A 23,220-nucleotide genomic window follows, 5' to 3' on the forward strand; every position below is an offset into this window, starting at 1 on the left:
GCAGATGACCAAGAAGACGCGAGTCCGCGTCGCGCGGATAGCCGCCGGTGCGGTAATTGCCGCGGGTGCCTCGCTGACCGCTGCCGGCGCGGCGCAGGCCGTCGGCATCGGTGTCAACATCGGTGGGCTCTCGGCCACGGCCGAGGCCAACGAGGAAGGTCTCGACGTCGGCCTGGGTCTCCAGGGAGACACCGACGGCGGCGACGGCGGCGATGCGGCCGGCGGTGTCGACGAGGGGGCCACGGGCGAGACCACTGACGGTGGCGCTGCTGACAACGGTGGCGCGGCTGACAACGGTGGCGCTGCTGACAACGGCGGTGCGGCTGACAACGGTGGCGCGGCCGACAACGGCGGTGCGGCCGACAACGGCGGTGCGGCCGACAACGGTGGCGCGGCCGACAACGGTGGCGCTGCGGACAACGGTGGCGCGGCCGACAACGGCGGTGCGGCCGACAACGGTGGCGCTGCGGACAACGGTGGCGCTGCGGACAACGGTGGCGCGGCCGACAACGGCGGTGCGGCCGACAACGGCGGTGCGGCCGACAACGGTGGCGCTGCGGACAACGGTGGCGCGGCCGACAACGGTGGCGCGGCCGACAACGGCGGTGCGGCCGACAACGGTGGCGCCAACGGCAACGGCGGCGCCAACGGCAACGGCGGCGGCTCCGGCGACACCACCGGTGGCGACGACGACGGTGCCAACACCTGCACCGTCGACCTCGACGGCGTCGCGTGCGCGGACAACACCGACACCGACAGCGTCGGCAACCAGCCGGTCGAGCAGGGCAAGGGCAAGGACGAGCTCGCCGAGACCGGTGCGGCCGAGACCATGTTCCTGCTGGTCGGCGCCGCGACGATGATCGCCGGTGGCATCGGCTTCCGGATCATGCCGCGTCTGATGAACGGCCGTACGGTCGCCTAAGGCCCCAGTGGCCGGTGGACGCGCCTGCGTACACAGAAGGGCCCGGGACAGCCGATCGGCGTCCCGGGCCCTTCTACGTACACACACGGTCGCGTACTCACTCCGCCATGCGGGCGGCGGCGGTTACAGACAGCTACCTGGTCATACGGTCTGGTGCGCCAGCAGTGCCAGCGTCGCCAGCAGCACCACCAGCAGCGCGACCAGCATCGCCGGGCTCAGGCCCGCGAACAGTCCCTGCTGCTCCTCCTGCTGCTGCAGCCGTGCGCGGCTTGCCCGGCACACCGGGCACCGGCCCTCGTTCACAGGCGCCGCGCAGTTTGCGCACACCAATCGGTCATAGGTCATGCGCTTTCCTCCTCCCGCGCGGCGGAGCCGCATACGCGTTCTCTCCGCACAACGCTCATGGAAACGCATCCGTTCCCCCTCCACTGTGCCAGCTCGCGCGGATTTCGGCGCGGCCCGCCGGAAACACCCGGTCCGTTCCGGCTCCGGAGCGCCCCGACGCGGTTCCGTTCCGCCATAAATCGCCCATCGGCGGACGCTCGCCTGCACGCCTCAGCTCGGTTCGCGTATGGTCACGCACACCTACTCCCGGCCGACCGTGGTGCATCCGTGATCCGATTCGACAACGTCTCCAAGACCTACCCGAAGCAGAGCCGTCCCGCTCTACGGGATGTGTCTCTCGATATCGAGAAGGGCGAGTTCGTCTTCCTGGTGGGCTCCTCCGGCTCCGGCAAGTCCACCTTCATGCGACTCATCCTCCGCGAGGAGCGTGCCAGTCAGGGCATGGTCCACGTCCTCGGCAAGGACCTCGCGCGGCTGTCCAACTGGAAGGTGCCGCACATGCGCCGCCAGCTGGGCACGGTATTCCAGGACTTCCGGCTGCTCCCCAACAAGACCGTTGCGGAGAACGTGGCGTTCGCCCAGGAAGTCATCGGCAAGCCGCGCGGCGAGATCCGCAAGGCCGTACCGCAGGTCCTCGACCTGGTCGGGCTCGGCGGCAAGGAGGACCGGATGCCCGGTGAGCTCTCCGGTGGTGAGCAGCAGCGCGTGGCGATCGCGCGGGCATTCGTGAACCGCCCCATGCTGCTGATCGCGGACGAGCCCACCGGAAACCTCGACCCGCAGACCTCCGTGGGCATCATGAAGTTGCTGGACCGGATCAACCGGACCGGGACCACCGTCATCATGGCGACCCACGACCAGAACATCGTCGACCAGATGCGCAAGCGCGTCATCGAGCTCGAGAAGGGCCGTCTCGTACGCGACCAGGCCCGCGGCGTCTACGGCTACCAGCACTGAGCGGATCCGGCCGCGCCGGACCCGCTGAGCATCGAGTATTGAAAGGACGCCATGCGCGCCCAGTTCGTCCTGTCGGAGATCGGCGTCGGTCTCCGTCGCAATCTCACGATGACCTTCGCCGTCGTCGTCTCCGTCGCCCTCTCGCTCGCCCTGTTCGGGGGCGCGCTGCTGATGCGCGAGCAGGTCAGCACGATGAAGGACTACTGGTACGACAAGGTCAACGTCTCGATCTTCCTCTGCAGCAAGAACGACGCGGAGTCGGCGGCCAACTGCTCCAAGGGCGCCGTCACCACTGAGCAGAAGAAGCAGATCGAGACCGACCTCGGCAAGATGAAGGCCGTCGAGAAGGTCACCTACGAGTCGGCCGATCAGGCGTACAAGCACTACCAGGAGCAGTTCGGCGACTCACCGATGGCCGGCAACATCACGCCGGACCAGATGCAGGAGTCGTTCCGCGTCAAGCTGCACGACCCGAAGAAGTACAAGGTCGTCGCCACCGCCTTCGCGGGACGGGCCGGGGTGCAGTCCGTCCAGGACCAGAGATCCATCCTGGACAACCTGTTCGGGCTCATGAACGGCATGAATGTTGCAGCGCTCTTCGTGATGGCGCTGATGCTGGTCATTGCGCTGATGCTGATCGTGAACACCGTCCGTGTCTCGGCGTTCAGCCGGCGCCGCGAGACGGGCATCATGCGGCTCGTCGGGGCGTCCGGGTTCTACATCCAGATGCCGTTCATCATGGAGGCCGCGTTCGCCGGGCTCATCGGTGGTGTGCTCGCCTGCATCATGCTGCTGGCCGGGCGGTACTTCCTGATCGACGGCGGTCTGGCGCTCCAGTCGAAGCTGAATCTGATCGACTTCATCGGCTGGGACGCGGTCTTCACCAAGCTGCCGCTGGTCCTTGCGATCGGGCTGCTGATGCCCGCCGTTGCCGCACTCTTCGCGCTGCGCAAGTACCTCAAGGTGTGACATGCGCCCCGTAGGGCGCGCGGTGAACCCGCCGTGCGCCCTCGGAGTGTTGTCCTAGACTCAACGCCATGTCGGGCCCTGCACACGCTCTCGGGCCCCGCGGCCTCTGCCGCGGGGCGGCCCTGACATTGGTCTTCGCGAGCGTCCTGGCCACCGGGGCGGCCACCGGATCGCTGCCGCACGGGGACCGGACGAGCACCTCGATGAGGGCCCGTGCCGTCGCCTCCACCGCCGACCGTGACGAGGTCGCGCACGCGGCCGCCGAGGCACTGGCCGACGGCAAGTCCGCTACCGCTGCGGCCGAGGAGGTCGTCAGCCGCAGCGGGGACCGGTGGGGCGCGGTGTACGACGAGCGGGAGTACGAAGAGTTCGAGCAGGCCCTCGACGGCTCGTACACGGGGGTCGGGCTGGCCGCGAAGCGCTCGGCCGACGGACTGGTCGCCGTGGCCCGGGTCCAGCCGGGCGGTCCCGCCGACCGGGCCGGAATCGAGCGCGACGACCTGCTCCGTACGATCGACGGCCACCGGGTCGACAAGCGCCCCGTCGCCGAGGTCGTCGCCCTGCTGCGCGGGGACCGTACGAGCGCCGCCGCGGGCACCACCGTCGTGCTGGGCGTCCAGCACGGCGCGACCGGCCCGACGAGGACGCTGACGCTGACCCGGGCCCGGCTCCTCACCCAGGCCGTCACCGTCCAGAAGCTCGGACCGGACCGTTCCGATTCCTCCGCAGCTGTACTGATCAAGGTCGACTCGTTCACCAAGGGCGCCGGCGCGAAGGTCCGCGACGCGGTCCGGAGCGCACCCGCGGGCGCAGGGGTGCTGCTCGACCTCCGCGGCAATTCCGGTGGGCTGGTCACCGAGGCCGTGGTCGCCGCCTCCGCGTTTCTCGACGGCGGGCTGGTCGCCACCTACGACGTGCACGGCGAGCAGCGCGCCCTCTACGCCGAGCCGGGCGGCGACACCGTATGCCCCCTCGTCGTCCTCATCGACGGCGGCACCATGAGCGCGGCCGAGCTGCTCACCGGCGCCCTCCAGGACCGGGGCCGCGCCGTCACCGTCGGCTCGCGGACCTTCGGCAAGGGCTCCGTCCAGATGCCGAGCAAGCTCGCGGGCGGCTCGGTCGCCGAGCTGACCGTCGGCCACTACCGCACTCCGGCGGGGCGCAGCGTCGACGGGCACGGCATCACCCCGGACCTCGCGGTCTCCTCCCGGGCCCTGCAGCGGGGCGAGACAGTATTGAGTGGCCTCGGGGGTGGGTCGTAGTGCGAAAATGGCCGCACTATGGCTAAGGAAAAGGACACAGGGCGCAAGCTCATCGCGCAGAACAAGAAGGCGCGGCACGACTACCACATCCTCGACACCTATGAGTGCGGTCTCGTACTGATGGGCACCGAGGTCAAGTCGCTGCGGCTGGGCCGGGCCTCGCTGGTGGACGGCTTCGTCCAGATCGACCGGCACGAGGCGTGGCTGCACAACATCCATGTCCCGGAGTACGTGCAGGGGACCTGGACCAACCACTCCGCCAAGCGCAAGCGCAAGCTGCTGATGCACCGGGCCGAGATCGACAAGCTGGAGTCGAAGTCGCAGGAGACCGGGCACACGATCGTGCCGCTCGCGCTGTACTTCAAGGACGGCCGGGTCAAGGTCGAGATCGCGCTCGCCAAGGGCAAGAAGGAGTTCGACAAGCGGCAGACGCTGCGGGAGAAGCAGGACCTGCGGGAGACGAACCGCGCGATCTCGGCAGCCCGGCGTCGCCAGCGGAGCGCCTGAGCGCGCTCCGGCAGGAATAGGCTGGCACCGTCGTGCGTTGGTCACGTACGATGGCACTGCACCTCACAGCGGGTGCGCGTTTGAAAACACAACATGGGGATGATCGGTTTCGACAGCGGATGTCGAAGCAGGGGAAGCGTGTCGAGGAAGCGGCAATGATCTCGTAAACCATATGTCGCAACCAATAATCGCCGATTCCAAGCGCGATTCCTTCGCCCTCGCTGCCTAAGTAGCGACTTGCGAAGTGTCAGCCCGGGGGTGATCCCGACCCGGATCCTGGCATCATCAAGGGATCTAAACTTCTAGACCCGGTCACGGGGCCTGGAAGGAAATCAAACAGTGGCTGGGCCTGTCGGAGGCTTGTTCGCGTGATCTCCGGGGCCGAGAAAAGCGCAGCGAACTGCACACGGAGAAGCCCTGATTCTGCACCGTTGGACGCGGGTTCGATTCCCGCCATCTCCACAATTCCCATGTGAACGAGGACCCCGTTGCCCACCGGCAGCGGGGTCCTCGTTCGTGTCCGGGGCCGTCTCCGGGTTCATGCCCGGCGGATTCCGGTCGCCGCGACGGCCAGGGCGAGTCCCGCCGCGCACACCGGGACGACGTACCCCGTCACCGCTCCCGTGTGCTCCACCATCCAGCCGCCGACCGCCGAACCGGCCGCTATCCCGCCCAGCAGCGCGGTGACGGAGAGCGTCATGCCCTCGTTCAACCGACCCTCGGGGGTCAGCCGTTGCACCAGCGTCATCCCGGTGACCATCGTCGGTGCCGTGGCCGCGCCCGCCAGCAGCAGACCGCCGGCCAGCGTGAGCAGCGAATCGCTCGCCGAGGCGGCGAGCAGCGGCAGGGACATCAGCGTCGTCATCCCCGCCAGGCACCACAGCAGCCGGCGCCGGATGTCCGTGGCCGGGCGCAGTGATCCGTACAGCAGTCCCGCCACGCACGAGCCGCCGGCCTGGAGCGCGAGGATCGCACCCCCGGCGTGCGCGATCGTGACGACCTCCATGGCGCCGAAGACCGCGCCGGTGGCGAGGAACGTGGCGAGCAGCGCGGGCATGCCGCGGGTGCGCAGCGGGGAACCCGCCCGGGTGCGGGGCGCCACCGGGGGCTCCGTGGCGCGCTGGGTGGCGAAGACCAGCACGCCGGTCATCAGCAGAATGGCGCCGATCAGCGTCCCGGCCTCCGGGAAGAGCGCCGCACACAGGAGTGCGGCGAGGGCGGGGCCGAGCATGAAGCACAGTTCGTCGGCGGCCTGTTCGAAGGAGTTCGCGGTGTGCAGCGCGGCCGGGTCGCCGCGGTGCAGATGGGCCCAGCGGGCTCGGGACATGCCGCCGGTGTTGGGGGTGGTGGCGGTGGCGGCGTAGGCGGCGAAGAGTGTCCAGGCCGGGGCGTCGTAGTGCACGCAGAGGAGCAGTGCGAGCGATCCGAGCGTGGCGACCGCGGTGGCGGGCACGGCGATCCTGGCCTGGCCGTACCGGTCGACGAGCCGGGCCGTCCAGGGCGCGACGACGGCGGTCGCGGCGAGTCCGGTCGCGGTGACCGCCCCGGCCAGGGCGTACGAGCCGCGTGACCCGGCGATCATGATCACGGCGCTGACGCTGAACATCCCCATCGGTAGCCGCGCGATCAGATTGCCGGTGGTGAAGGCGCGGGCGCCGGGGGTGGCGAGCAGGCGGCGGTACGGGTTGGTGGATGCCCGACGGGCGGGGGCGCCGGTGCGCGGGGCGATCACCAGCAGGTCGCCGGAGACGGCGTGCAGCGGTGTGGTGGGCGTGTCGGACGACATGGGTCAACCCTCTCGGCGCCCGGCCGGTGCGGTCCAACACCTGCTCAGCACCCATTCACGCACATCTGTTGTAAGTTCGGGCCCGTGGCCTCCTCCGATACCGATCCCCGGCTGTTGCGCGCCTTCGTCGCCGTCGCCGAGGAACTGCACTTCACCCGCGCCGCCGCCCGGCTCTACGTCGCCCAGCAGGCACTCAGCCGCGACATCCGGCGGCTGGAGCGCGAGCTCGGTGCGGAACTGTTCGTACGGACCACCCGGCAGGTCTCCCTCACGTCCGACGGCGAACGGCTGCTGCCGCACGCCCGCCGGGTGATCGCCGCCCACGACGACCTCCGCGCCGCCTGGGCGGTCCAGACCCGCCCGCTGCTGGTCGACATCGGCGCACCGGTCGGGACGGGCCACCGGCTGCTCGGGCTGGCCCGCGGCGAGGCGCCTGGGGTGGAGTTCGTGGCGCGTTATCTGAGCGGGCTGACGGGCGCGGCGGCGGAGATCCTGGCCGGGCGGCTCGATGTCTCCTTCGGCCGGGTGGCAGGGCTCGATCCGGCGGTACGGGCGGGGCTGGCGCACCAGCCGGTCTGCTTCGAGCGGCTGACCGTCCTGCTGCGCGACGACCATCGCCTGGCGTCGCTCGCACAGATCCCGCTGACGGCGCTGGCGGGGGAGCGGCTGTACGCGGCGGCGGGCAACCCGGCCACGGCGGAGTGGACCGACCTCGCGGAGCGGCTGTTCACGGGCCGGGGGATCGAACTGGCGGCGCCCTTCCCGGAGATCGTGGGGGAGGAGGAGTTCGTACGGGTGGTGCGGAAGCAGGGCTGGTCGGTGCTGGCGAGCACCGAGTTCATCGAGGTGCCGGGGATGGTCGTACGGCCACTGGTCGACCCCGTGCCGCTGTCACCGGTGTCGCTGGTGTGGCGCAAGGGGCTGAAGCACCCGGGGGTGGACGCGCTGCGGCGGGTCGCGGCGGGGGTGACGGCGGCCGAACGGGGGCTGGAGGTGCCTGCCGGGAGTTGGCTTCCCGAGGGGGAGCTGGCCTTCATGTCGTAGGCGTGTCGATGCCGCGGGGCGCTGATGTGACATGTTGGCCGGTTATTGACCAACGCTGACTCAACTTGACGACGGATAAGCGTGAATTGTGCATATAGAGGCGAATCTTGTTTCGGTGCAGGCTGTGTGAAATCGGTGTATCCCCCATTCCTGGACATCACTCGTTCAGGGGCAATTTCGTCAGCTTCGTGCGCTACATTCATCCTCCGGGTGCAAGGTGCTGGGGGGCGCACGGACCGGGTGGGGGCCCAGTCCGTCGGTACGTAACTGGCTCAAACGTGCGCACCCGTTTTTCTGAGTGGGGGATGTGCCAACACCTGTGGAAAATTGGCGTGAAGGTGCCCGTACCGGGCACACGCATGAGCCGAACGATGTCACCGTCCAACTGGACGGTCTCGGACGTCAGCTCTCCGAACTAACTGCCGAACCCGGAGTCCCTGAAGGCTCCGACGGTCCCGTCTTCGTCGACGAGAGCGGTCGGCGCAGCAAGACGTTCAGGCGTCTGGGCTGGATCCTTGCCGCGGTCTGCGCCTGCTACGCGGTGACGCTGGTCGTCGCCCTGCTCGGAGGCAACTCCAGCGCGCCGTGGCTGCCGCTCTCCGGTCAGAAGCAGCACAAGAAGGCGGACGAGGCGCCGGCGCCGCCCGCTCCTAGGGGCAGCGCCGACGCGGTCGTGCCGGTGGGCGCGACACCGGGCGCCGCGGAGACGGGCCAGGTGGCCGGCGGCAGTGCGACGCCGTCGGCCCGCGCCGGTTCCGGCAGCGCGTCCGCGCCTGGCAAGGACCCGTCGAAGCCGGCAACCGTCAAACCGCCGAAGGCCAGCTCCACCACCGGCGGGGGCAAGAAGCCGGAACCGGGGACCTCGACCCCCGGGCCGCCCGCCGCCACCACGACGCCGCCCGTCGATCCCGGTCCCACCGGGTCGCCGAGCCCGCCCGTCGAGTCCCCGGATCCTCCCGTGCAGCAAGAAGGCGCCCAGTAGATGACCACCCCCGCCTCGCGGGGCAGGCACAACAGACAGAAGCGGAACCAGCGGCGCAGGCTACCCATGCGCTATCTGCTGCCATCCGTATTTCTCGTTGCCCTGCTCGCCATGCTGATGTTGCGCGGTTACGTGCACAGCGAAATCCTCGCCGACCACCGGGTCCAGGCCCCGGCGCCCACCGACCAGGTGCCCGACGCGGTCCTCGACGGCGGCCCGGTCATCGACGCCCGGAGCGCCACCGCGCCGGCCAAGACGCTGCGCATCCCCGATCACCGGATCGTGCTGACCTTCGACGACGGACCGGACCCGGTGTGGACACCGCAGGTCCTCGACGTGCTGAAGAAGTACGACGCGCACGGCGTCTTCTTCGTCACCGGGACGATGGCCTCGCGCTACCCCGGCCTCGTCCAGCGCATGGTCGACGAGGGGCACGAGGTCGGGCTGCACACCTTCAACCACCCGGATCTCTCCTACCAGTCGCACTCCCGTATCGACTGGGAGCTGTCCCAGAACCAGCTGGTACTGGCGGGCGCGGCAGGCATCCGCACGTCCCTGTTCCGGCCGCCGTACTCGTCGTTCGCCGACGCGATGGACAACAAGTCCTGGCCGGTCACCCAGTACGTCGGCACGCGCGGCTACCTCACCGTCGTCAACAACACGGACAGCGAGGATTGGAGGCGCCCCGGGGTCCCCGCGATCATCGAACAGGCCACCCCCAAGGGTGGCAAGGGCGCCGTCATCCTGATGCACGACTCCGGCGGCGACCGGTCCCAGACCGTGGCCGCCCTGGGTGAGTTCCTGCCGCAGATGCAGCAGCGGGGCTACACGTTCACCGACCTCACCACCGCCCTCGGCGCCCCCAGTGCGCACACTCCCGTGACCGGGTCGGCACTGTGGAAGGGCAAAGCGTTCGTCTTCACCGTCGATCTCTCCGAGAAACTCACCGACGTGCTGGTGACCGGGCTCGCCGTCATCGGGGTGCTCGTCCTCGTCCGCTTCGGGCTGATGCTGCTGCTGTCCTTCCTGCACTCCCGGAAGGTCCGCAGGAGGGACTTCAGCTGGGGGCCCGCGTTCCGTCACCCCGTCTCGGTGCTGGTGCCCGCGTACAACGAACGCGAATGCATCGCCAACACCGTGAGATCCCTGGTGGCGAGCGAGCATCCCATCGAGATCATCGTCATCGACGACGGCTCGACGGACGGCACGGCGGACATCGTCGAGGCGTTGCGGCTGCCGAACGTCCGCGTCATCCGCCAGCGCAACGCCGGCAAGCCCGCCGCCCTCAACAACGGCATCGCGCACGCCCGTCACGACATCGTCGTGATGATGGACGGCGACACCGTCTTCGAACCGGCCACCGTCCGTGAACTGGTCCAGCCGTTCGCCGACCCCAAGGTCGGCGCCGTCGCCGGGAACGCCAAGGTCGGCAACCGCGACTCGCTGATCGGCGCCTGGCAGCACATCGAGTACGTGATGGGTTTCAACCTCGACCGCCGGATGTACGACATGCTGCGCTGCATGCCGACCATCCCCGGCGCGGTCGGCGCCTTCCGCCGCGACGCGCTGGACCGGATCGGCGGTATGAGCGAGGACACCCTCGCCGAGGACACCGACGTCACGATGGCGCTGCACCGCGACGGCTGGCAGGTCGTCTACGCGGAGAACGCCCGCGCCTGGACCGAGGCGCCGGAGACCGTGCAGCAGCTGTGGTCGCAGCGGTACCGGTGGTCGTACGGCACCATGCAGGCGATCTGGAAGCACCGCCGCGCCGTCGTCGAGCGCGGCCCGTCCGGCCGCTTCGGGCGCGTCGGACTGCCGTTCGTCGCCCTGTTCATGGTCGTCGCGCCGCTGCTCGCGCCCCTCATCGATGTCTTCCTGCTGTACGGGCTGGTCTTCGGCCCCACCGAGAAGACCGTCGGTGCCTGGCTCGGCGTCCTCGCGGTGCAGGCCGTCTGCGCCGCGTACGCCTTCCGGCTCGACAGGGAACGCATGACGCATCTGATCTCGCTGCCCCTCCAGCAGATCCTCTACCGGCAGCTCATGTACGTGGTGCTGCTCCAGTCCTGGATCACCGCACTCACCGGCGGCCGGCTGCGCTGGCAGAAGCTTCGCCGTACGGGAGTGGTGGAGGCGCCCGGCGTGATGGTGAGCCAGCGCGGGCGCAGCAACGATCGGAGACCAGTCGCATGACGAGCAGCTACACCCCGTCGTTCCCCCCGCCCCGCCCGGCCCCGGTGTCCGCCGGATCCGCCCCAGCGGCACCGGAGGCGCCGGCGCCGGCCGCCCCGGCCGCCCCGAAGCGGCCGGGCCGCGACCGGTACCTCGACCTGCTGCGCGCTGTGGCCCTCGTCCGTGTCGTCGTCTTCCACGTCTTCGGCTGGGCCTGGCTGACGGTCGTGTTCCCCTCCATGGGCGTCATGTTCGCCCTCGCGGGTTCGCTGATGGCGCGCTCGCTGGACCGTCCCGCCCCGGCCGTGGTGCGGGCCCGGCTCCGCCGACTGCTGCCCCCGATGTGGGCGTTCGCCGCGGTGGTCGTCCCGGTCATGTTCGTCGTCGGCTGGAAGCCCGTGAAGGAGGAGGGCATCTGGTGGTTCATCAAGCTGGGCTGCTACCTCCTCCCGGTCGGCGCCCCGCCCTACCCCTCGGAGAGCGGCTCGCCGGGCGGCTTCCTGGAACAGTCCTGGGCGGACCAGGCCGTCGGACCGCTCTGGTACATCCGTGCCTACCTCTGGTTCGTGCTCGCCTCGCCGCTGCTGCTGAGGGCCTTCCGCCGACTGCCCTGGGCGACGCTGCTCGCGCCGCTCGGTCTCACCGCCGTGATCGGCACCGGGCTGGTCACCGTGCCCGGGGAGACCGGCGAGGGGCTCGTCGACTTCGCGGTGTTCGGCTCCTGCTGGGTCCTCGGCTTCGCCCACCACGACGGACTCCTGAAGAAGATCCCGCGCTATCTGGCGGTCTCGCTCGCCGCGTTCCTGATGGCGTTCGGACTGTGGTGGGCCGCGGGGCATCTGACGCAGGAGGGCTGGAACCTCGACGAGATCCCGCTGGCCCAGTCGGCCTGGTCGCTCGGCTTCTGCGCGATTCTGCTCCAGTACGCACCGTCCTGGCAGCGGCTCCCCGGCAGGCTGGCCCGGTGGGACAGGCTGATCACGCTCGCCAACAACCGCGCGGTGACGATCTACCTCTGGCACAACGTGCTGATCATGGCGACCTCGCCGCTCATAGACGAGCTGTGGAACATCCCCTGGGTCGGTGACCACATCGGTCAGTACATCGACTCCTCGTACGCGGTGCTGATGCTGCTCCTGGTCTGGCCGCTGCTGGCGCTGGTGATCCTCGCGGTCGGCTGGGTCGAGGACGTCGCCGCGAAGCGCAGCCCCCGGCTGTGGCCCACCGGCGCGTCCGCGAGACGGAGGAAGAACGCACCGGCCCCGCAGTGACCTGCCTTCTCCTCACCGGGCCGCCCCAGGCCCGGTGAGAGCAAGGTTGCCCACCGGTCACTTCGCGGCACCGCACCGAAACGCGCGCTCCCTAGCGTCGAGTCAGACGACCCGACACCCGTGGAACGTGAACCGTGGAGGCGTGATGGCCGGCAGGTGGATCGAGCAGTGGGAGCCGGAGGACGAGATCTTCTGGCAGGAGAAGGGCGAGCGGATCGCCCGCCGGAATCTGTGGTTCTCCGTGCTCTCGGAGCACATCGGGTTCTCGATCTGGACCCTGTGGTCGGTGATGGTGCTGTTCATGGGGCCGGAGTACGGGGTCGACCCGGCCGGGAAGTTCTTCCTGATCTCGACGGCGACGCTGGTCGGGGCCCTGGCCCGGGTCCCGTACACGTTCGCCGTCGCCAGGTTCGGCGGGCGGAACTGGACGGTGATCAGCGCCCTGACCCTTCTCGTGCCGACCGTCGCCGCGTACCTGGTGATGGAGCCCGGGACCTCGTACACCACCTTCCTGGTGGTGGCCGCGCTGACGGGGATCGGCGGCGGGAACTTCGCCTCGTCGATGACGAACATCAACGCCTTCTTCCCGCTCCGCAAGAAGGGCTGGGCGCTCGGGCTCAACGCGGGTGGCGGCAACATCGGCGTACCCGTCGTGCAGCTCGTCGGGCTGCTGGTGATCGGCACGGCGGGCGCCACCCACCCGCGGGTCCTGCTCGCCGTGTACGCGCCGCTGATCGTCGTCGCCGCCCTGTGCGCCGCGTCCTTCATGGACAACCTGGCCCCCGTGCAGAACGACACCGGGGCAGCGAAGGACGCCGTGCGCGACCCGCACACCTGGATCATGTCGGTGCTCTACATCGGCACCTTCGGCTCCTTCATCGGCTACAGCTTCGCCTTCGGGCTGGTCCTGCAGACCCAGTTCGGCCGGACCCCGCTGCAGGCCGCCTCGCTCACCTTCATCGGCCCGCTGCTCGGCTCGCTCATCCGGCCCGCGGGAGGGTGGCTCGCCGACCGGTACGGCGGCGCCCGGATCACCCTGTGGAACTTCGCCGCGATGGCCGCAGCGACCGGTGTCGTCGTGTACGCCTCGGGCATCGAGTCGCTCGCCGTGTTCCTCGTGGGGTTCACCGCCCTCTTCGTCCTGACCGGGCTGGGCAACGGGTCGACGTACAAGATGATCCCCGGCATCTTCCATGCCAAGGCGATCTCCCAGGGGCTCCGCGGTGAGGAGGCCGCGGCCCACGGGCGGCGGCTGTCCGGGGCGGCCATGGGACTCATCGGCGCCGTCGGCGCGCTCGGCGGGCTCGCCATCAACCTCGCGTTCCGGCAGTCCTTCCAGACCGCGGGCACGGGGACGGCGGCCTTCTGGACATTCCTCGCCTTCTACGGGGTGTGTTTCGCGGTCACTTGGGCGGTATACCTTCGCCGCGCCACCGTCGTCCCCGCGAAGCCGCAGCTCAGTTACGCCGAGGTGTGATCATGGCCGTCCGGCGTCGGGACGACGTAACGGGCGGGAAATACGGGTGAACCGAGCCTGTCACGCTTTCTTGGCAGTCTCGGTCCTCCGCATCAACGAGCAGCGGGACGAGAGCCGGTAGACCACATGCGCGACGACGAACAGCACGGGCCCCTCGCGGGTTTCACGGTCGGGGTGACCGCCGCACGGCGCGCGGACGAACTCGGCACCCTGTTGCAGCGACGGGGTGCCACCGTCGTACACGCGCCCGCCCTGCGGATCGTGCCGCTCGCCGACGACAGTGAACTCCTCGCCGCCACCGAGGAACTCATCGACCAGGTCCCCGACGTGGTCGTCGCGACCACCGCGATCGGCTTCCGCGGCTGGATCGAAGCCGCCGACGGCTGGGGCATCGGCGACCGGCTGCTGGACCGGCTGCGCACGGTCGAACTGCTGGCCCGCGGACCGAAGGTGAAGGGCGCCGTCCGGGCCGCCGGGCTCACCGAGGCGTGGTCGCCCGGATCCGAGTCCATGGCCGAGGTCCTGGACCGGCTCCTCGAGGAGGGCGTCGAGGGCCGCCGCATCGCACTCCAGCTGCACGGCGAACCACTGCCGGGCTTCGTCGAGTCGCTGCGGGCGGGCGGCGCCGAAGTCGTCGTCGTACCCGTCTACCGATGGATGGAACCCGAGGACCTCGCCCCGCTCGACCGGCTGCTCGACATCACCGCCGCCCGTGGCCTCGACGCGCTCACCTTCACCAGCGCCCCGGCCGCCGCCTCCTTCCTGAACCGGGCCGACAAGCGCGGACTGCTCCCGGAGATCCTGGGCGCTCTGCAGGGCGAAGTCGTCTCGGCCTGCGTCGGCCCGGTCACCGCACTGCCGTTGCAGGCCCGCGGCATCGACACCATCCAGCCGGAACGCTTCCGGCTCGGGCCGCTCGTCCAGCTGCTCTGCCGCGAACTGCCCGGTGGCGCCCGTACGTTGCCGGTCGCCGGGCACCGGGTCGAGATCCGCGGTCACGCGGTGCTCGTCGACGACGAACTGCGCCCCGTGCCGCCGGCCGGCATGGCCCTGCTGCACTGCCTGGCCCGCCGGCCGGGCTGGGTGGTGGCCCGGGCCGACCTGCTGCGCGCGCTGCCCGGCAGCGGTTCGGACGAACACGCGGTGGAGACCGCGATGGCCCGGCTGCGTACGGCACTCGGTGTGCCCCGGCTGATCCAGACGGTCGTCAAGCGCGGCTATCGACTGGCGCTGGACCCGGCGGCCGCGGACGCCAAGTACGCGGACTCCTGAGGCGTTACCGTGCAGGGATGACCACCGGAAACCAGCTGCTCGACACGGAGATACGACTCCGTCCCGCCACCATGGCCGACGCCGCCTGTCTGGCCGATTCGCTGACCCGCAGCCGCGCGTACCTGCAGCCCTGGGAGCCCATACGCCCCGATGTCTTCTACACCGAGAAGGGGCAGCAGGAGCGCCTGGCCGGGCTGCTGGCGGACCATGAGGCGGGGCGGGTGATGCCGTGGGTGCTCGCCGACGCCGACGACCGGGCGATGGGCGGGTTCACGCTCACCAACATCGTGCTGGGGCCGTTCCGCAGCGCCAGTCTCGGCTACTGGGTCGATGTCGCGTACGCGGGCCGGGGCCTTGCCACCGCGGCCGTGGCGCAGGTCTGCGCGGCGGCCAGGGACGTGCTGGGGCTGCACCGCGTCGAGGCCTCGACCCTGCTCGACAACGCGGCGTCGCAGCGAGTGCTCGCCAAGTGCGGCTTCGAGGTGATCGGTATGGCACCGCGCTATCTGCACATCAACGGTCAGTGGCGCGACCACCGGCTGTTCCAGCGGATCCTGCACGACGGTCCGGTCGAAGGACCGGCCGACCGGCCCTCCGCCGGCTGACCGGCCCGCCCGGCCGGACAGCCCTTAGCCGGCCTCCCGGACGTGGCGGTGCCCGTCGAGCGGCCACGGCGGACGGGCCGGGAGGATCTCCGCGAAGGCGTACCCGCTCTTCACGGCGACCCGGCACGAGGCGCGGTTGTCCTCCTGGTGGAGCAGGTCGAGCCGCCTCAGACCGTCGGCGGCGAAGGCGGCGAACGCCCAGCCGGTGAGCGCTTCGACCGCCTGCGGGGCGAGTCCGCGGCCCCGCGCCCGCGCCGCCGTCCAGTAGCCGACCTCGGCCGTACCGGAGCCGGGTGCCGGGTACTTCAGCGCCACATTGCCGACCGGTCGGTCGTCGAGGTCCGTGTCGACGACGGCGAAGCTGAACCGGGTGCCGGACTCCCGGCCCTCGGTCTGGACCCGCAGCCAGCGTTCCGCGTCCGCCTCGTCCGTGATGAGATCTCGCAATCGGTCGCGCATCGCGGGATCGCGGTAGGCCTCCACCAGCGCCGGTATGTCGTCCCGGCACCAGGGCCGCAGCAGCAGGGGGCCGGCCGAGAACGCGGCCTCCCGGAGATCGTCGCTCATGTCCTCACCGTACGGGGGGCCCGGCCGCGACCCGGGTGGTGGGAGGGGTTCCGGGCCGGGCCGGTGACGGGCACTCTGGTGGTGGCTACCACCGGTGACCCCGAGGCGGTGACATGCGCATGGCGGCGGGCAAAGGCTCGTACGACTGGCGGTTCGACTCCGGGCGGCTCTGCCTGGACCTGGTGGCGACAGGGATCGGCACCTCCGGCGCCTGCGAACTGCTCGACGGGACGGACCGGCTCGCCGACTGGCTGGTGAGCACCGGACTCATACCGGAGGACACCCGTCTCGACGCCGTCGACGACACCTGGCTGGCGAGCTTCCGGCAGCTGCGGACAGGCGTCGACCTGTTGCTGACCGCCGAGCTCGCGGGCCGCGACGCCGACGGCGCGCTCGAACGCGTCAACGAACTTGCCGCCGGGGCCCCGCCGGGGGTGCGGGCCGTGCGCGCCCGGAACGGTCTGCTGGTACGGGCGCTGAGCGCCGACCTCGAATGCCGGGCGCTGCTGTCCGCCGTCGCCCGCGACGTCGTGGAGCTCCTGACCGACCCCGTCGCGCGGGCCGGGCTCCGCCGCTGCGAGGGCGACAACTGCCGACGGATCTACCTCGACACGTCACGCGGGCGGCGGCGGCGCTGGTGCTCCAGCGAGGTGTGCGGGAACCGGGAACGGGTGGCCCGGCACCGGCGCCGGGCGGCGGGGGCCACGGTCCCGGCGGAGCTCACCTCGTAAAAATTCTCGGAACAGCATTGAATGGATCGGGCCCCGCCTCCGTATTCGATGGCCAAGGAGCTCTACAGGGTCTCGACCGGGAGGTTCGGGTGCGCAAGGATGCGGCCGTGGCCGATGACCGTCCGCACAGGGCTCGACATCGCAGTGAACCGCCCCCGTCTCCCTCCGCCGTCCCCGACGAGGAGCTGATGCGGGCGCTCTACCGCGAACACGCCGGACCGCTGCTCGCGTACGTGCTCCGCCTCGTCGCCGGCGACCGTCAGCGTGCCGAGGACGTGGTGCAGGAAACGCTCATCCGTGCCTGGAAGAACGCCGGTCAGCTCAACCGGGCGACCGGCTCTGTCCGCCCCTGGCTGGTGACGGTCGCCCGGCGCATCGTCATCGACGGCCACCGCAGCCGGCAGGCCCGGCCGCACGAGGTCGATCCGTCGCCGCTGGAGGTCATTCCCGCGGAGGACGAGATTGACAAGGCGCTGTGGTTGATGACGCTCTCGGATGCGCTCGACGACTTGACCCCCGCCCATCGGGAAGCATTGGTCGAGACCTACTTCAAGGGACGTACGGTCAATGAGGCTGCCGAGGTGCTCGGCATACCCAGCGGCACGGTGCGGTCCCGGGTCTTCTACGCACTGCGCTCGATGAAGCTCGCACTCGAAGAGAGGGGGATCACGGCATGAGCGACCACGAGTGGGAGCCTTTCGGGCCCCGGCCGACCGGTCCCTCCAGCCCCACCGGCCCGACAGGTCCGCTCGGCCGCCCGGGAATCCCCAGCAGCTTCGGCGGCCCCGGAGGCTTCGACGGCTTCGGCGCGGCCCCCGGCCCCGGCTCCGGCGGAGCCACCGAAGGGCCGGAGCACGACGCCGCCGGAGCGTACGTCCTGGGCATCCTGGACGAGACCGAGGCCTCCGCGTTCGAGGAGCATCTGGCCGGCTGCGCGCTCTGCGCCGCCCATCTCGACGAGTTCGCCGGCATGGAACCCATGCTCGCGATGCTCGCCGAGGCCCCTGCCGCCGCACCGGGGGCCCGCCCCGTCCCGCACGTCCCCGTGCCGCCCGCCCCACGGGTGCTCGACCGTCTGGTCGACGAGGTCGCGACCAGACGGGCCAGGCGGCGGCGCCGCGGCATGTATCTGGTGGCGGCCGCCGCGGCGCTGATCATCGGCGGTCCGGTGGTCGCCGTCGTGGCCACCGGCGGCGGCGACAGCGGCACGAACCAAGCGGCCGACCCGCACCCCACCAGCCCTGCCGAGGACGCGTTCTTCCACCACATGACGGAGAAGGTGCAGGCCACCGATCCCGTCACCAAGGTGGACGCCACGGTCGGCACGGAGAAGAAGGCGTGGGGCACGCACGCCGTGCTGGAGCTCAATAACGTCACGGGGCCGGAGAAGTGCAGCCTGATCGCCGTCTCGAAGACCGGCGAGGAGGAGGTCGTCACCTCCTGGTCCGTACCGAAGTGGGGTTACGGCATCAAGGACTCCCCGCACCCGGCCGCGAGATATCCGCTCTATGTCCACGGTGGCGCGGCGATGGACCGTGCTGACATCGACCATTTCGAGGTGCGCACCTTCGACGGAAAGCGGCTGGTGGACATCGACGCATAACCGCCCGACCGGGACCCGACGCACAATCGAGACCTGCCACGAGCCATATCGGTGCTCGTGGCAGGTGCGCGGCGGGGCTTCCTTCGCATAGGGTTGACGGCTGCCCAATGCACGTCAGAAGGGGGCCTCGGTGGCCGCGCAGGATGCCGCTGTCGATTCGTTGCGGGACCGGGAAATCGGTGTCGAGCAGGAACATCTCGACCGTGTTTATCACCGCCTTGAGGAGAAGATCCACGAGGCGGAATTTCTCATGAACGATGCCGTCAAGCGCGGCCAGGTCGGCACGCCCGGCGCGCTCGCCGAGCGTGATGCCCAGGTGTTCCGGGCCGGGATCCACCTCAACCGGCTGAACAGCGAGTTCGAGGACTTCCTCTTCGGGAGGATCGATCTGCTGCTCGGCAAGGACGGCGAGCGCGGCCCGGACGGCGCGTTCACCTCGGTCGAACCGGCCGACGACGCCGTGCGCGACGACAGCACGGCCGATATCGCGGAGACGCTCCACATCGGCCGGATCGGGGTCCTCGACTCCGACTACGCGCCACTGGTCATCGACTGGCGGGCACCCGCCGCCGCGCCGTTCTACCGGTCGACGCCGAAGGATCCGGGCCGGGTGGTACGCCGCCGGGTCATCCGCTCCAAGGGCCGCAAGGTCCTCGGGGTCGAGGACGATCTGATGCGCCCGGAGCTGACCTCGTACAAGGGCGGCGACAAGCTCCCCGTCATCGGCGACGGCGCGCTGATGGCGGCGCTCGGCCAGGCCCGCAGCCACACCATGCGGGACATCGTCTCGTCCATCCAGGCCGAGCAGGACATGGTGATCCGGGCGCCCGCCGCCTCCGTCACCGAGGTCTCCGGCGGCCCCGGCACCGGCAAGACCGCCGTGGCCCTGCACCGCGCCGCGTATCTGCTCTACCAGGACCGGCGGCGGTACGCAGGTGGCATCCTCGTCGTCTCGCCGACCCCGCTGCTCGTCGCCTACACCGAAGGCGTGCTGCCCTCGCTCGGCGAGGAGGGGCAGGTCGCGATCCGCGCGGTCGGTTCGCTCTCCGACGAGGCGGCGGGCGTCGAGGGTGCCACCACGTACGACGAACCGGCCGTCGCCCGGATCAAGGGCTCCTCCCGGATGCTCCAGGTGCTGCGCAAGGCGGCCCGCGGGGCGCTCGAACAGCCCCGGACCCCGGGCGTGCCCCAGGGCGGACAGGGCGGCCAGCTGTCGTTCGGCGACGAGGAGGGTACCGACGGCTCCGAGGACGAGACGTCCGCGCCCGTCAGTACGCCCACCCACCTGCGCGTGGTCGCCTTCGGCGCCCGCGTGGAGCTGAATGCCGACGAGCTCCACCGCATCCGGCAGTCCGTACTCGGCGGCACCACCCCGGTCAACCTGCTGCGCCCCCGCGCCCGCAGGCTGCTGCTGGACGCCCTGTGGAACAAGTCGTCGGGCCGGGGCCGCTACACCGACCCCGAGCTGGCCGCGGAACTGCGCTCCTCCTTCGACGACGACGTCTCCACCGAGACGCCGTTCATCGACTTCCTGAACGCTTGGTGGCCCGAGCTCACCCCGCGCGGGGTGCTCGCCGCGATGACCGACGAGAAGCGGCTCGGCCGCTGGGCGCGCCGGGTCCTCAACCAGGGCGAGGTGCGCCGCCTCGCCCGCTCGCTGAAGCGGCTCGACAGCGCGGGCCGGGGCCCTCTGTCCGTACACGATGTGGCGATCCTCGACGAGCTGCACGCGCTGCTCGGCACCCCGCACCGGCCGAAGAAGAAGCGCGAGTTCGATCCGCTGGACCAGCTCTCGGGTCTGGAGGAGCTGATGCCGCAGCGCGAGGAGACCCAGCGCGAGCGGGCCGAGCGGCTCGCGGCGGAGCGTACGGAGTACACGCACGTCATCGTCGACGAGGCGCAGGACCTCACACCGATGCAGTGGCGCATGGTCGGCCGCCGCGGCCGTACCGCCACCTGGACCATCGTCGGCGACCCGGCGCAGTCCTCCTGGTCCGATCCCGACGAGGCGGCCGAGGCGCGCGACGAGGCGCTCGGCAACCGCCCGCGCCGCCGGTTCACCCTCACCGTCAACTACCGGAACCCGGCGGAGATCGCGGAGCTCGCGGCGAAGGTCCTGGAGCTCGCGATGCCCGGGATGGAGTCCCCGGCCGCGGTCCGTTCGACGGGAGTGCAGCCCCGCTTCGAGGCCGTACGCGACGGCGATCTGGCCGGGGTCGTGCGGGAGGAGGCGCGGCGGCTGCTCGGCGAGGTGGACGGCACGGTCGGTGTCGTGGTCGCGATGAACCGGCGCGCGCAGGCGCGCAAGTGGCTCGCGGAGCTCGGCGACCGGGTGGTGGCGCTCGGCAGCCTGGAGGCCAAGGGCCTGGAGTACGACGCCACGGTCGTCGTCTCGCCGGCGGAGATCGCCGACGAGTCGCCGGCCGGTCTGCGGGTGCTGTACGTGGCGCTGACCCGTGCGACGCAGCAGCTCACCGTGGTGTCGGGGGAGCGGGACCTGCCTGACGAGGACGGGGTTCCGGATCTGCTCAGGGACTGACGGCCAAGTCAACCTGCGTCGCGGGAATCACTTATCCCGGGGACTTTGTTAGCCTGGTGTCGGCACCGGCTCGATCCAAGCCCCCGGGCCCAACCTTCGTCGCTTCGAGCGACCACTTGCCGCGAGGCGAGCATGGCGGGTCGGTGCCGCTCAAGTGAAAAAGACAGACCCGTGTCACCTTCCGGTGGCGCGGGTCTGTTTTTGTTGGTGGCCTGGTCCGGCCGCCGCGTGCAGGGCTGCCGGGGTTCCACGTAGAGATCAAATCTCGTATGGTGGAAAATACTTTCCGAAGAGTGGCAGTCATTACCGGCTACCAGCCAGTAGGTGCGAATATCGGGAAGCGTGTCCGAGGCGAGCGCCCCGGCCGCGCAGCAATGAAGCTAGGGAAAGCGAAGGACTCGGCCATGGCAACGGCGCCCAGCGTCTCGTACTCGATGACGGTCAGGCTGGAGGTGCCCGCGAGCGGCACAGCGGTCTCCCAGCTCACCACGGCCGTGGAGTCCTCCGGCGGTTCGGTCACCGGCCTCGACGTGACCGCTTCCGGTCACGAGAAGCTGCGGATCGACGTCACCATCGCGGCCTCCTCCACCGCGCACGCGGACGAGATCGTCGAAGGTCTGCGCGACATCGAGGGTGTCGTGCTGGGCAAGGTCTCCGACCGTACGTTCCTGATGCACCTCGGCGGCAAGATCGAGATGGCGTCCAAGCACCCCATCCGCAACCGTGACGACCTCTCGATGATCTACACCCCGGGTGTGGCGCGGGTCTGCATGGCGATTGCCGAGAACCCCGAGGACGCCCGCCGTCTCACCATCAAGCGCAACTCCGTCGCAGTTGTGACGGACGGCTCCGCCGTACTCGGCCTCGGCAACATCGGTCCGATGGCGGCGCTGCCGGTGATGGAGGGCAAGGCGGCCCTCTTCAAGCGGTTCGCCGGCATCGACGCCTGGCCGATCTGCCTGGACACCCAGGACACCGACGCGATCGTCGAGATCGTCAAGGCGATCGCCCCCGGCTTCGCGGGCATCAACCTGGAGGACATCTCCGCACCCCGCTGCTTCGAGATCGAGGCACGGCTGCGCGAGGCCCTCGACATCCCCGTCTTCCACGACGACCAGCACGGCACCGCGATCGTCGTACTGGCCGCCCTGACCAACGCACTTCGCGTGGTGGGCAAGGGAATTGGGGACGTGCGCGTCGTCATGTCCGGCGCCGGGGCAGCCGGTACGGCCATCCTGAAGCTGCTCATCGCCGCGGGCGTCAAGCACGCCGTCGTCGCCGACATCCACGGTGTGGTGCACGCGGGCCGCGAGGACCTGATCTCCGCCGACCCCGACTCGCCGCTGCGCTGGATCGCCGACAACACCAACCCGGAATCGATGACCGGCACGCTCAAGGAGGCCGTCGTCGGCGCCGACGTCTTCATCGGCGTCTCCGCTCCGAACGTGCTGGACGGAAACGACGTCGCGGCGATGGCGGACGGCGCGATCGTGTTCGCGCTCGCGAACCCGGACCCCGAGGTGGACCCGGCAATCGCCCGCCAGACCGCGGCAGTTGTGGCCACCGGGCGTTCCGACTTCCCGAACCAGATCAACAACGTGCTGGTCTTCCCGGGTGTCTTCCGCGGTCTGCTGGACGCTCAGTCCCGCACGGTCAACACGGAGATGATGCTCGCCGCGGCCGGCGCGCTCGCCGAGACGGTCGCCGAGGACGAGCTGAACCGGAACTACATCATCCCGTCGGTCTTCAACGACAAGGTGGCGGGCGCTGTCGCCGGGGCCGTCCGCACGGCCGCGAAGGCCGCTGGAGGCACGGTGACGGGCCCGGCGAACTCCATGTGAACCCACGGCTTCCCTTACCCGCCACGGCCCCTGCCGGGGGCTGTGGCGGGCTGTGGCGCCCCCCACGTAGGCCCGCCCCACGGCGCGTCGCGGGTCGCGGGGCCCCAAACGCCCCTTTAGGGTGGGCGGGCAGCGAGCCCCGCAGGACCCCGCACCCGCTGTGGACCCGCCGAGGGGCGCTCCAGCATCTGCTGAGGGCCGCTTCAGGGAGTCGACGGAACGTCACCACGACGAGGCAGTGGCGGCTTTCGTGTGACTCCGGAGGGTGCCGGATTGGCTTTCCCGCCGCAGGTGGGGGCAGGATGCGTATTCGGGCGCGAGGGTCTGACGTCAGACCCGGGTCCGGGGACTGTCCGAGGGCCCTGGCA

At 70.3% G+C, this 23,220-nt stretch carries 20 protein-coding genes and 1 other RNA gene; 18 read left to right on the plus strand and 3 right to left on the minus strand.

Annotated elements, in window-relative coordinates:
* The first annotated feature begins 4 nt into the window (after window positions 1-4).
* Complete coding sequence (locus OG963_RS27715) at window positions 5-922, plus strand: hypothetical protein (RefSeq protein WP_371799567.1); 918 nt, start codon at window positions 5-7, stop codon at window positions 920-922.
* Window positions 923-1,063: 141 nt separating this feature from the next.
* On the opposite strand, the gene OG963_RS27720 is transcribed toward OG963_RS27715, so the two are convergent.
* Window positions 1,064-1,267: a hypothetical protein gene (locus tag OG963_RS27720; protein WP_030922919.1), complete on the minus strand. Its 204-nt coding sequence runs from the start codon at window positions 1,265-1,267 to the stop codon at window positions 1,064-1,066.
* A 267-nt stretch (window positions 1,268-1,534) separates the two neighbouring features.
* On the opposite strand from OG963_RS27720, the gene ftsE reads away from it, so the two are divergent.
* The 5 genes from ftsE (at window position 1,535) to ssrA (ending at window position 5,427) form a co-directional block, all read left to right on the plus strand.
* Complete coding sequence (gene ftsE / locus OG963_RS27725; protein ID WP_030922922.1) at window positions 1,535-2,224, plus strand: cell division ATP-binding protein FtsE; 690 nt, start codon at window positions 1,535-1,537, stop codon at window positions 2,222-2,224.
* A 51-nt stretch (window positions 2,225-2,275) separates the two neighbouring features.
* Window positions 2,276-3,193, plus strand: coding sequence for a permease-like cell division protein FtsX (gene ftsX / locus OG963_RS27730; protein ID WP_030922925.1), 918 nt, complete (start codon window positions 2,276-2,278; stop codon window positions 3,191-3,193).
* Window positions 3,194-3,261: 68 nt separating this feature from the next.
* On the plus strand, window positions 3,262-4,455 hold the full coding sequence (locus OG963_RS27735; RefSeq protein WP_093776735.1) for a S41 family peptidase: 1,194 nt from the start codon (window positions 3,262-3,264) through the stop codon (window positions 4,453-4,455).
* Between the two features lie 18 nt (window positions 4,456-4,473).
* Window positions 4,474-4,962 (plus strand): SsrA-binding protein SmpB, encoded by a 489-nt coding sequence (gene smpB / locus OG963_RS27740; RefSeq protein ID WP_030922931.1) that lies wholly within the window; start codon window positions 4,474-4,476, stop codon window positions 4,960-4,962.
* 95 nt (window positions 4,963-5,057) lie between these two features.
* Window positions 5,058-5,427, plus strand: a transfer-messenger RNA (tmRNA) gene (ssrA, locus tag OG963_RS27745).
* 73 nt (window positions 5,428-5,500) lie between these two features.
* On the opposite strand, the gene OG963_RS27750 is transcribed toward ssrA, so the two are convergent.
* Window positions 5,501-6,748, minus strand: coding sequence for an MFS transporter (locus OG963_RS27750; protein WP_256223711.1), 1,248 nt, complete (start codon window positions 6,746-6,748; stop codon window positions 5,501-5,503).
* Between the two features lie 84 nt (window positions 6,749-6,832).
* Here OG963_RS27750 and OG963_RS27755 point away from each other — a divergent pair, with 84 nt between their 5' ends.
* From OG963_RS27755 to OG963_RS27785, 7 genes are all read left to right on the plus strand, one after another.
* The gene (locus OG963_RS27755; RefSeq protein WP_371799568.1) at window positions 6,833-7,792 is read left to right on the plus strand and encodes a LysR family transcriptional regulator; all 960 of its coding nucleotides are present in this window, start codon (window positions 6,833-6,835) and stop codon (window positions 7,790-7,792) included.
* Window positions 7,793-8,111: 319 nt separating this feature from the next.
* Complete coding sequence (locus OG963_RS27760; RefSeq protein WP_093776739.1) at window positions 8,112-8,774, plus strand: hypothetical protein; 663 nt, start codon at window positions 8,112-8,114, stop codon at window positions 8,772-8,774.
* A gap of 66 nt (window positions 8,775-8,840) precedes the next feature.
* On the plus strand, window positions 8,841-10,967 hold the full coding sequence (locus OG963_RS27765; RefSeq protein WP_371127940.1) for a bifunctional polysaccharide deacetylase/glycosyltransferase family 2 protein: 2,127 nt from the start codon (window positions 8,841-8,843) through the stop codon (window positions 10,965-10,967).
* Entirely contained in the window at window positions 10,964-12,217 is a 1,254-nt protein-coding gene (locus OG963_RS27770) for an acyltransferase (protein WP_093776743.1), read from the plus strand. Before OG963_RS27765 ends, OG963_RS27770 begins: the two co-directional genes overlap by 4 nt.
* 145 nt (window positions 12,218-12,362) lie before the next feature.
* Complete coding sequence (locus OG963_RS27775) at window positions 12,363-13,694, plus strand: NarK/NasA family nitrate transporter (protein ID WP_093776745.1); 1,332 nt, start codon at window positions 12,363-12,365, stop codon at window positions 13,692-13,694.
* A gap of 126 nt (window positions 13,695-13,820) precedes the next feature.
* A complete protein-coding gene (locus OG963_RS27780; RefSeq protein ID WP_030922951.1) occupies window positions 13,821-14,966 on the plus strand; it encodes a uroporphyrinogen-III synthase in 1,146 nt (381 codons plus the stop codon).
* Window positions 14,967-14,983: 17 nt separating this feature from the next.
* Window positions 14,984-15,571: a GNAT family N-acetyltransferase gene (locus OG963_RS27785; RefSeq protein WP_093776747.1), complete on the plus strand. Its 588-nt coding sequence runs from the start codon at window positions 14,984-14,986 to the stop codon at window positions 15,569-15,571.
* A 24-nt stretch (window positions 15,572-15,595) separates the two neighbouring features.
* Here the strand turns inward: OG963_RS27785 and OG963_RS27790 are convergent, their stop codons facing one another.
* Window positions 15,596-16,138 (minus strand): GNAT family N-acetyltransferase, encoded by a 543-nt coding sequence (locus tag OG963_RS27790; RefSeq protein ID WP_319325164.1) that lies wholly within the window; start codon window positions 16,136-16,138, stop codon window positions 15,596-15,598.
* 119 nt (window positions 16,139-16,257) lie between these two features.
* Between OG963_RS27790 and OG963_RS27795 the strand changes: the two genes are divergently transcribed.
* The 5 genes from OG963_RS27795 to OG963_RS27815 all read left to right on the plus strand — a co-directional run bounded on the left by OG963_RS27795 (window position 16,258) and on the right by OG963_RS27815 (window position 22,852).
* Entirely contained in the window at window positions 16,258-16,869 is a 612-nt protein-coding gene (locus OG963_RS27795) for an ABATE domain-containing protein (RefSeq protein ID WP_371799569.1), read from the plus strand.
* Between the two features lie 89 nt (window positions 16,870-16,958).
* On the plus strand, window positions 16,959-17,546 hold the full coding sequence (locus OG963_RS27800; RefSeq protein WP_093776749.1) for a sigma-70 family RNA polymerase sigma factor: 588 nt from the start codon (window positions 16,959-16,961) through the stop codon (window positions 17,544-17,546).
* A complete protein-coding gene (locus OG963_RS27805) occupies window positions 17,543-18,472 on the plus strand; it encodes an anti-sigma factor (protein ID WP_093776751.1) in 930 nt (309 codons plus the stop codon). The genes OG963_RS27800 and OG963_RS27805 overlap by 4 nt, the downstream gene beginning before the upstream one ends.
* Window positions 18,473-18,602: 130 nt before the next feature.
* Entirely contained in the window at window positions 18,603-21,011 is a 2,409-nt protein-coding gene (locus OG963_RS27810; protein ID WP_371799570.1) for a UvrD-helicase domain-containing protein, read from the plus strand.
* A 404-nt stretch (window positions 21,012-21,415) separates the two neighbouring features.
* Complete coding sequence (locus tag OG963_RS27815; RefSeq protein ID WP_030922985.1) at window positions 21,416-22,852, plus strand: NAD-dependent malic enzyme; 1,437 nt, start codon at window positions 21,416-21,418, stop codon at window positions 22,850-22,852.
* Window positions 22,853-23,220 lie beyond the last annotated feature (368 nt).

Origin of the sequence: Streptomyces sp. NBC_01707, from assembly GCF_041438805.1 — a bacterium.
In the GTDB taxonomy this organism is placed as follows: domain Bacteria; phylum Actinomycetota; class Actinomycetes; order Streptomycetales; family Streptomycetaceae; genus Streptomyces.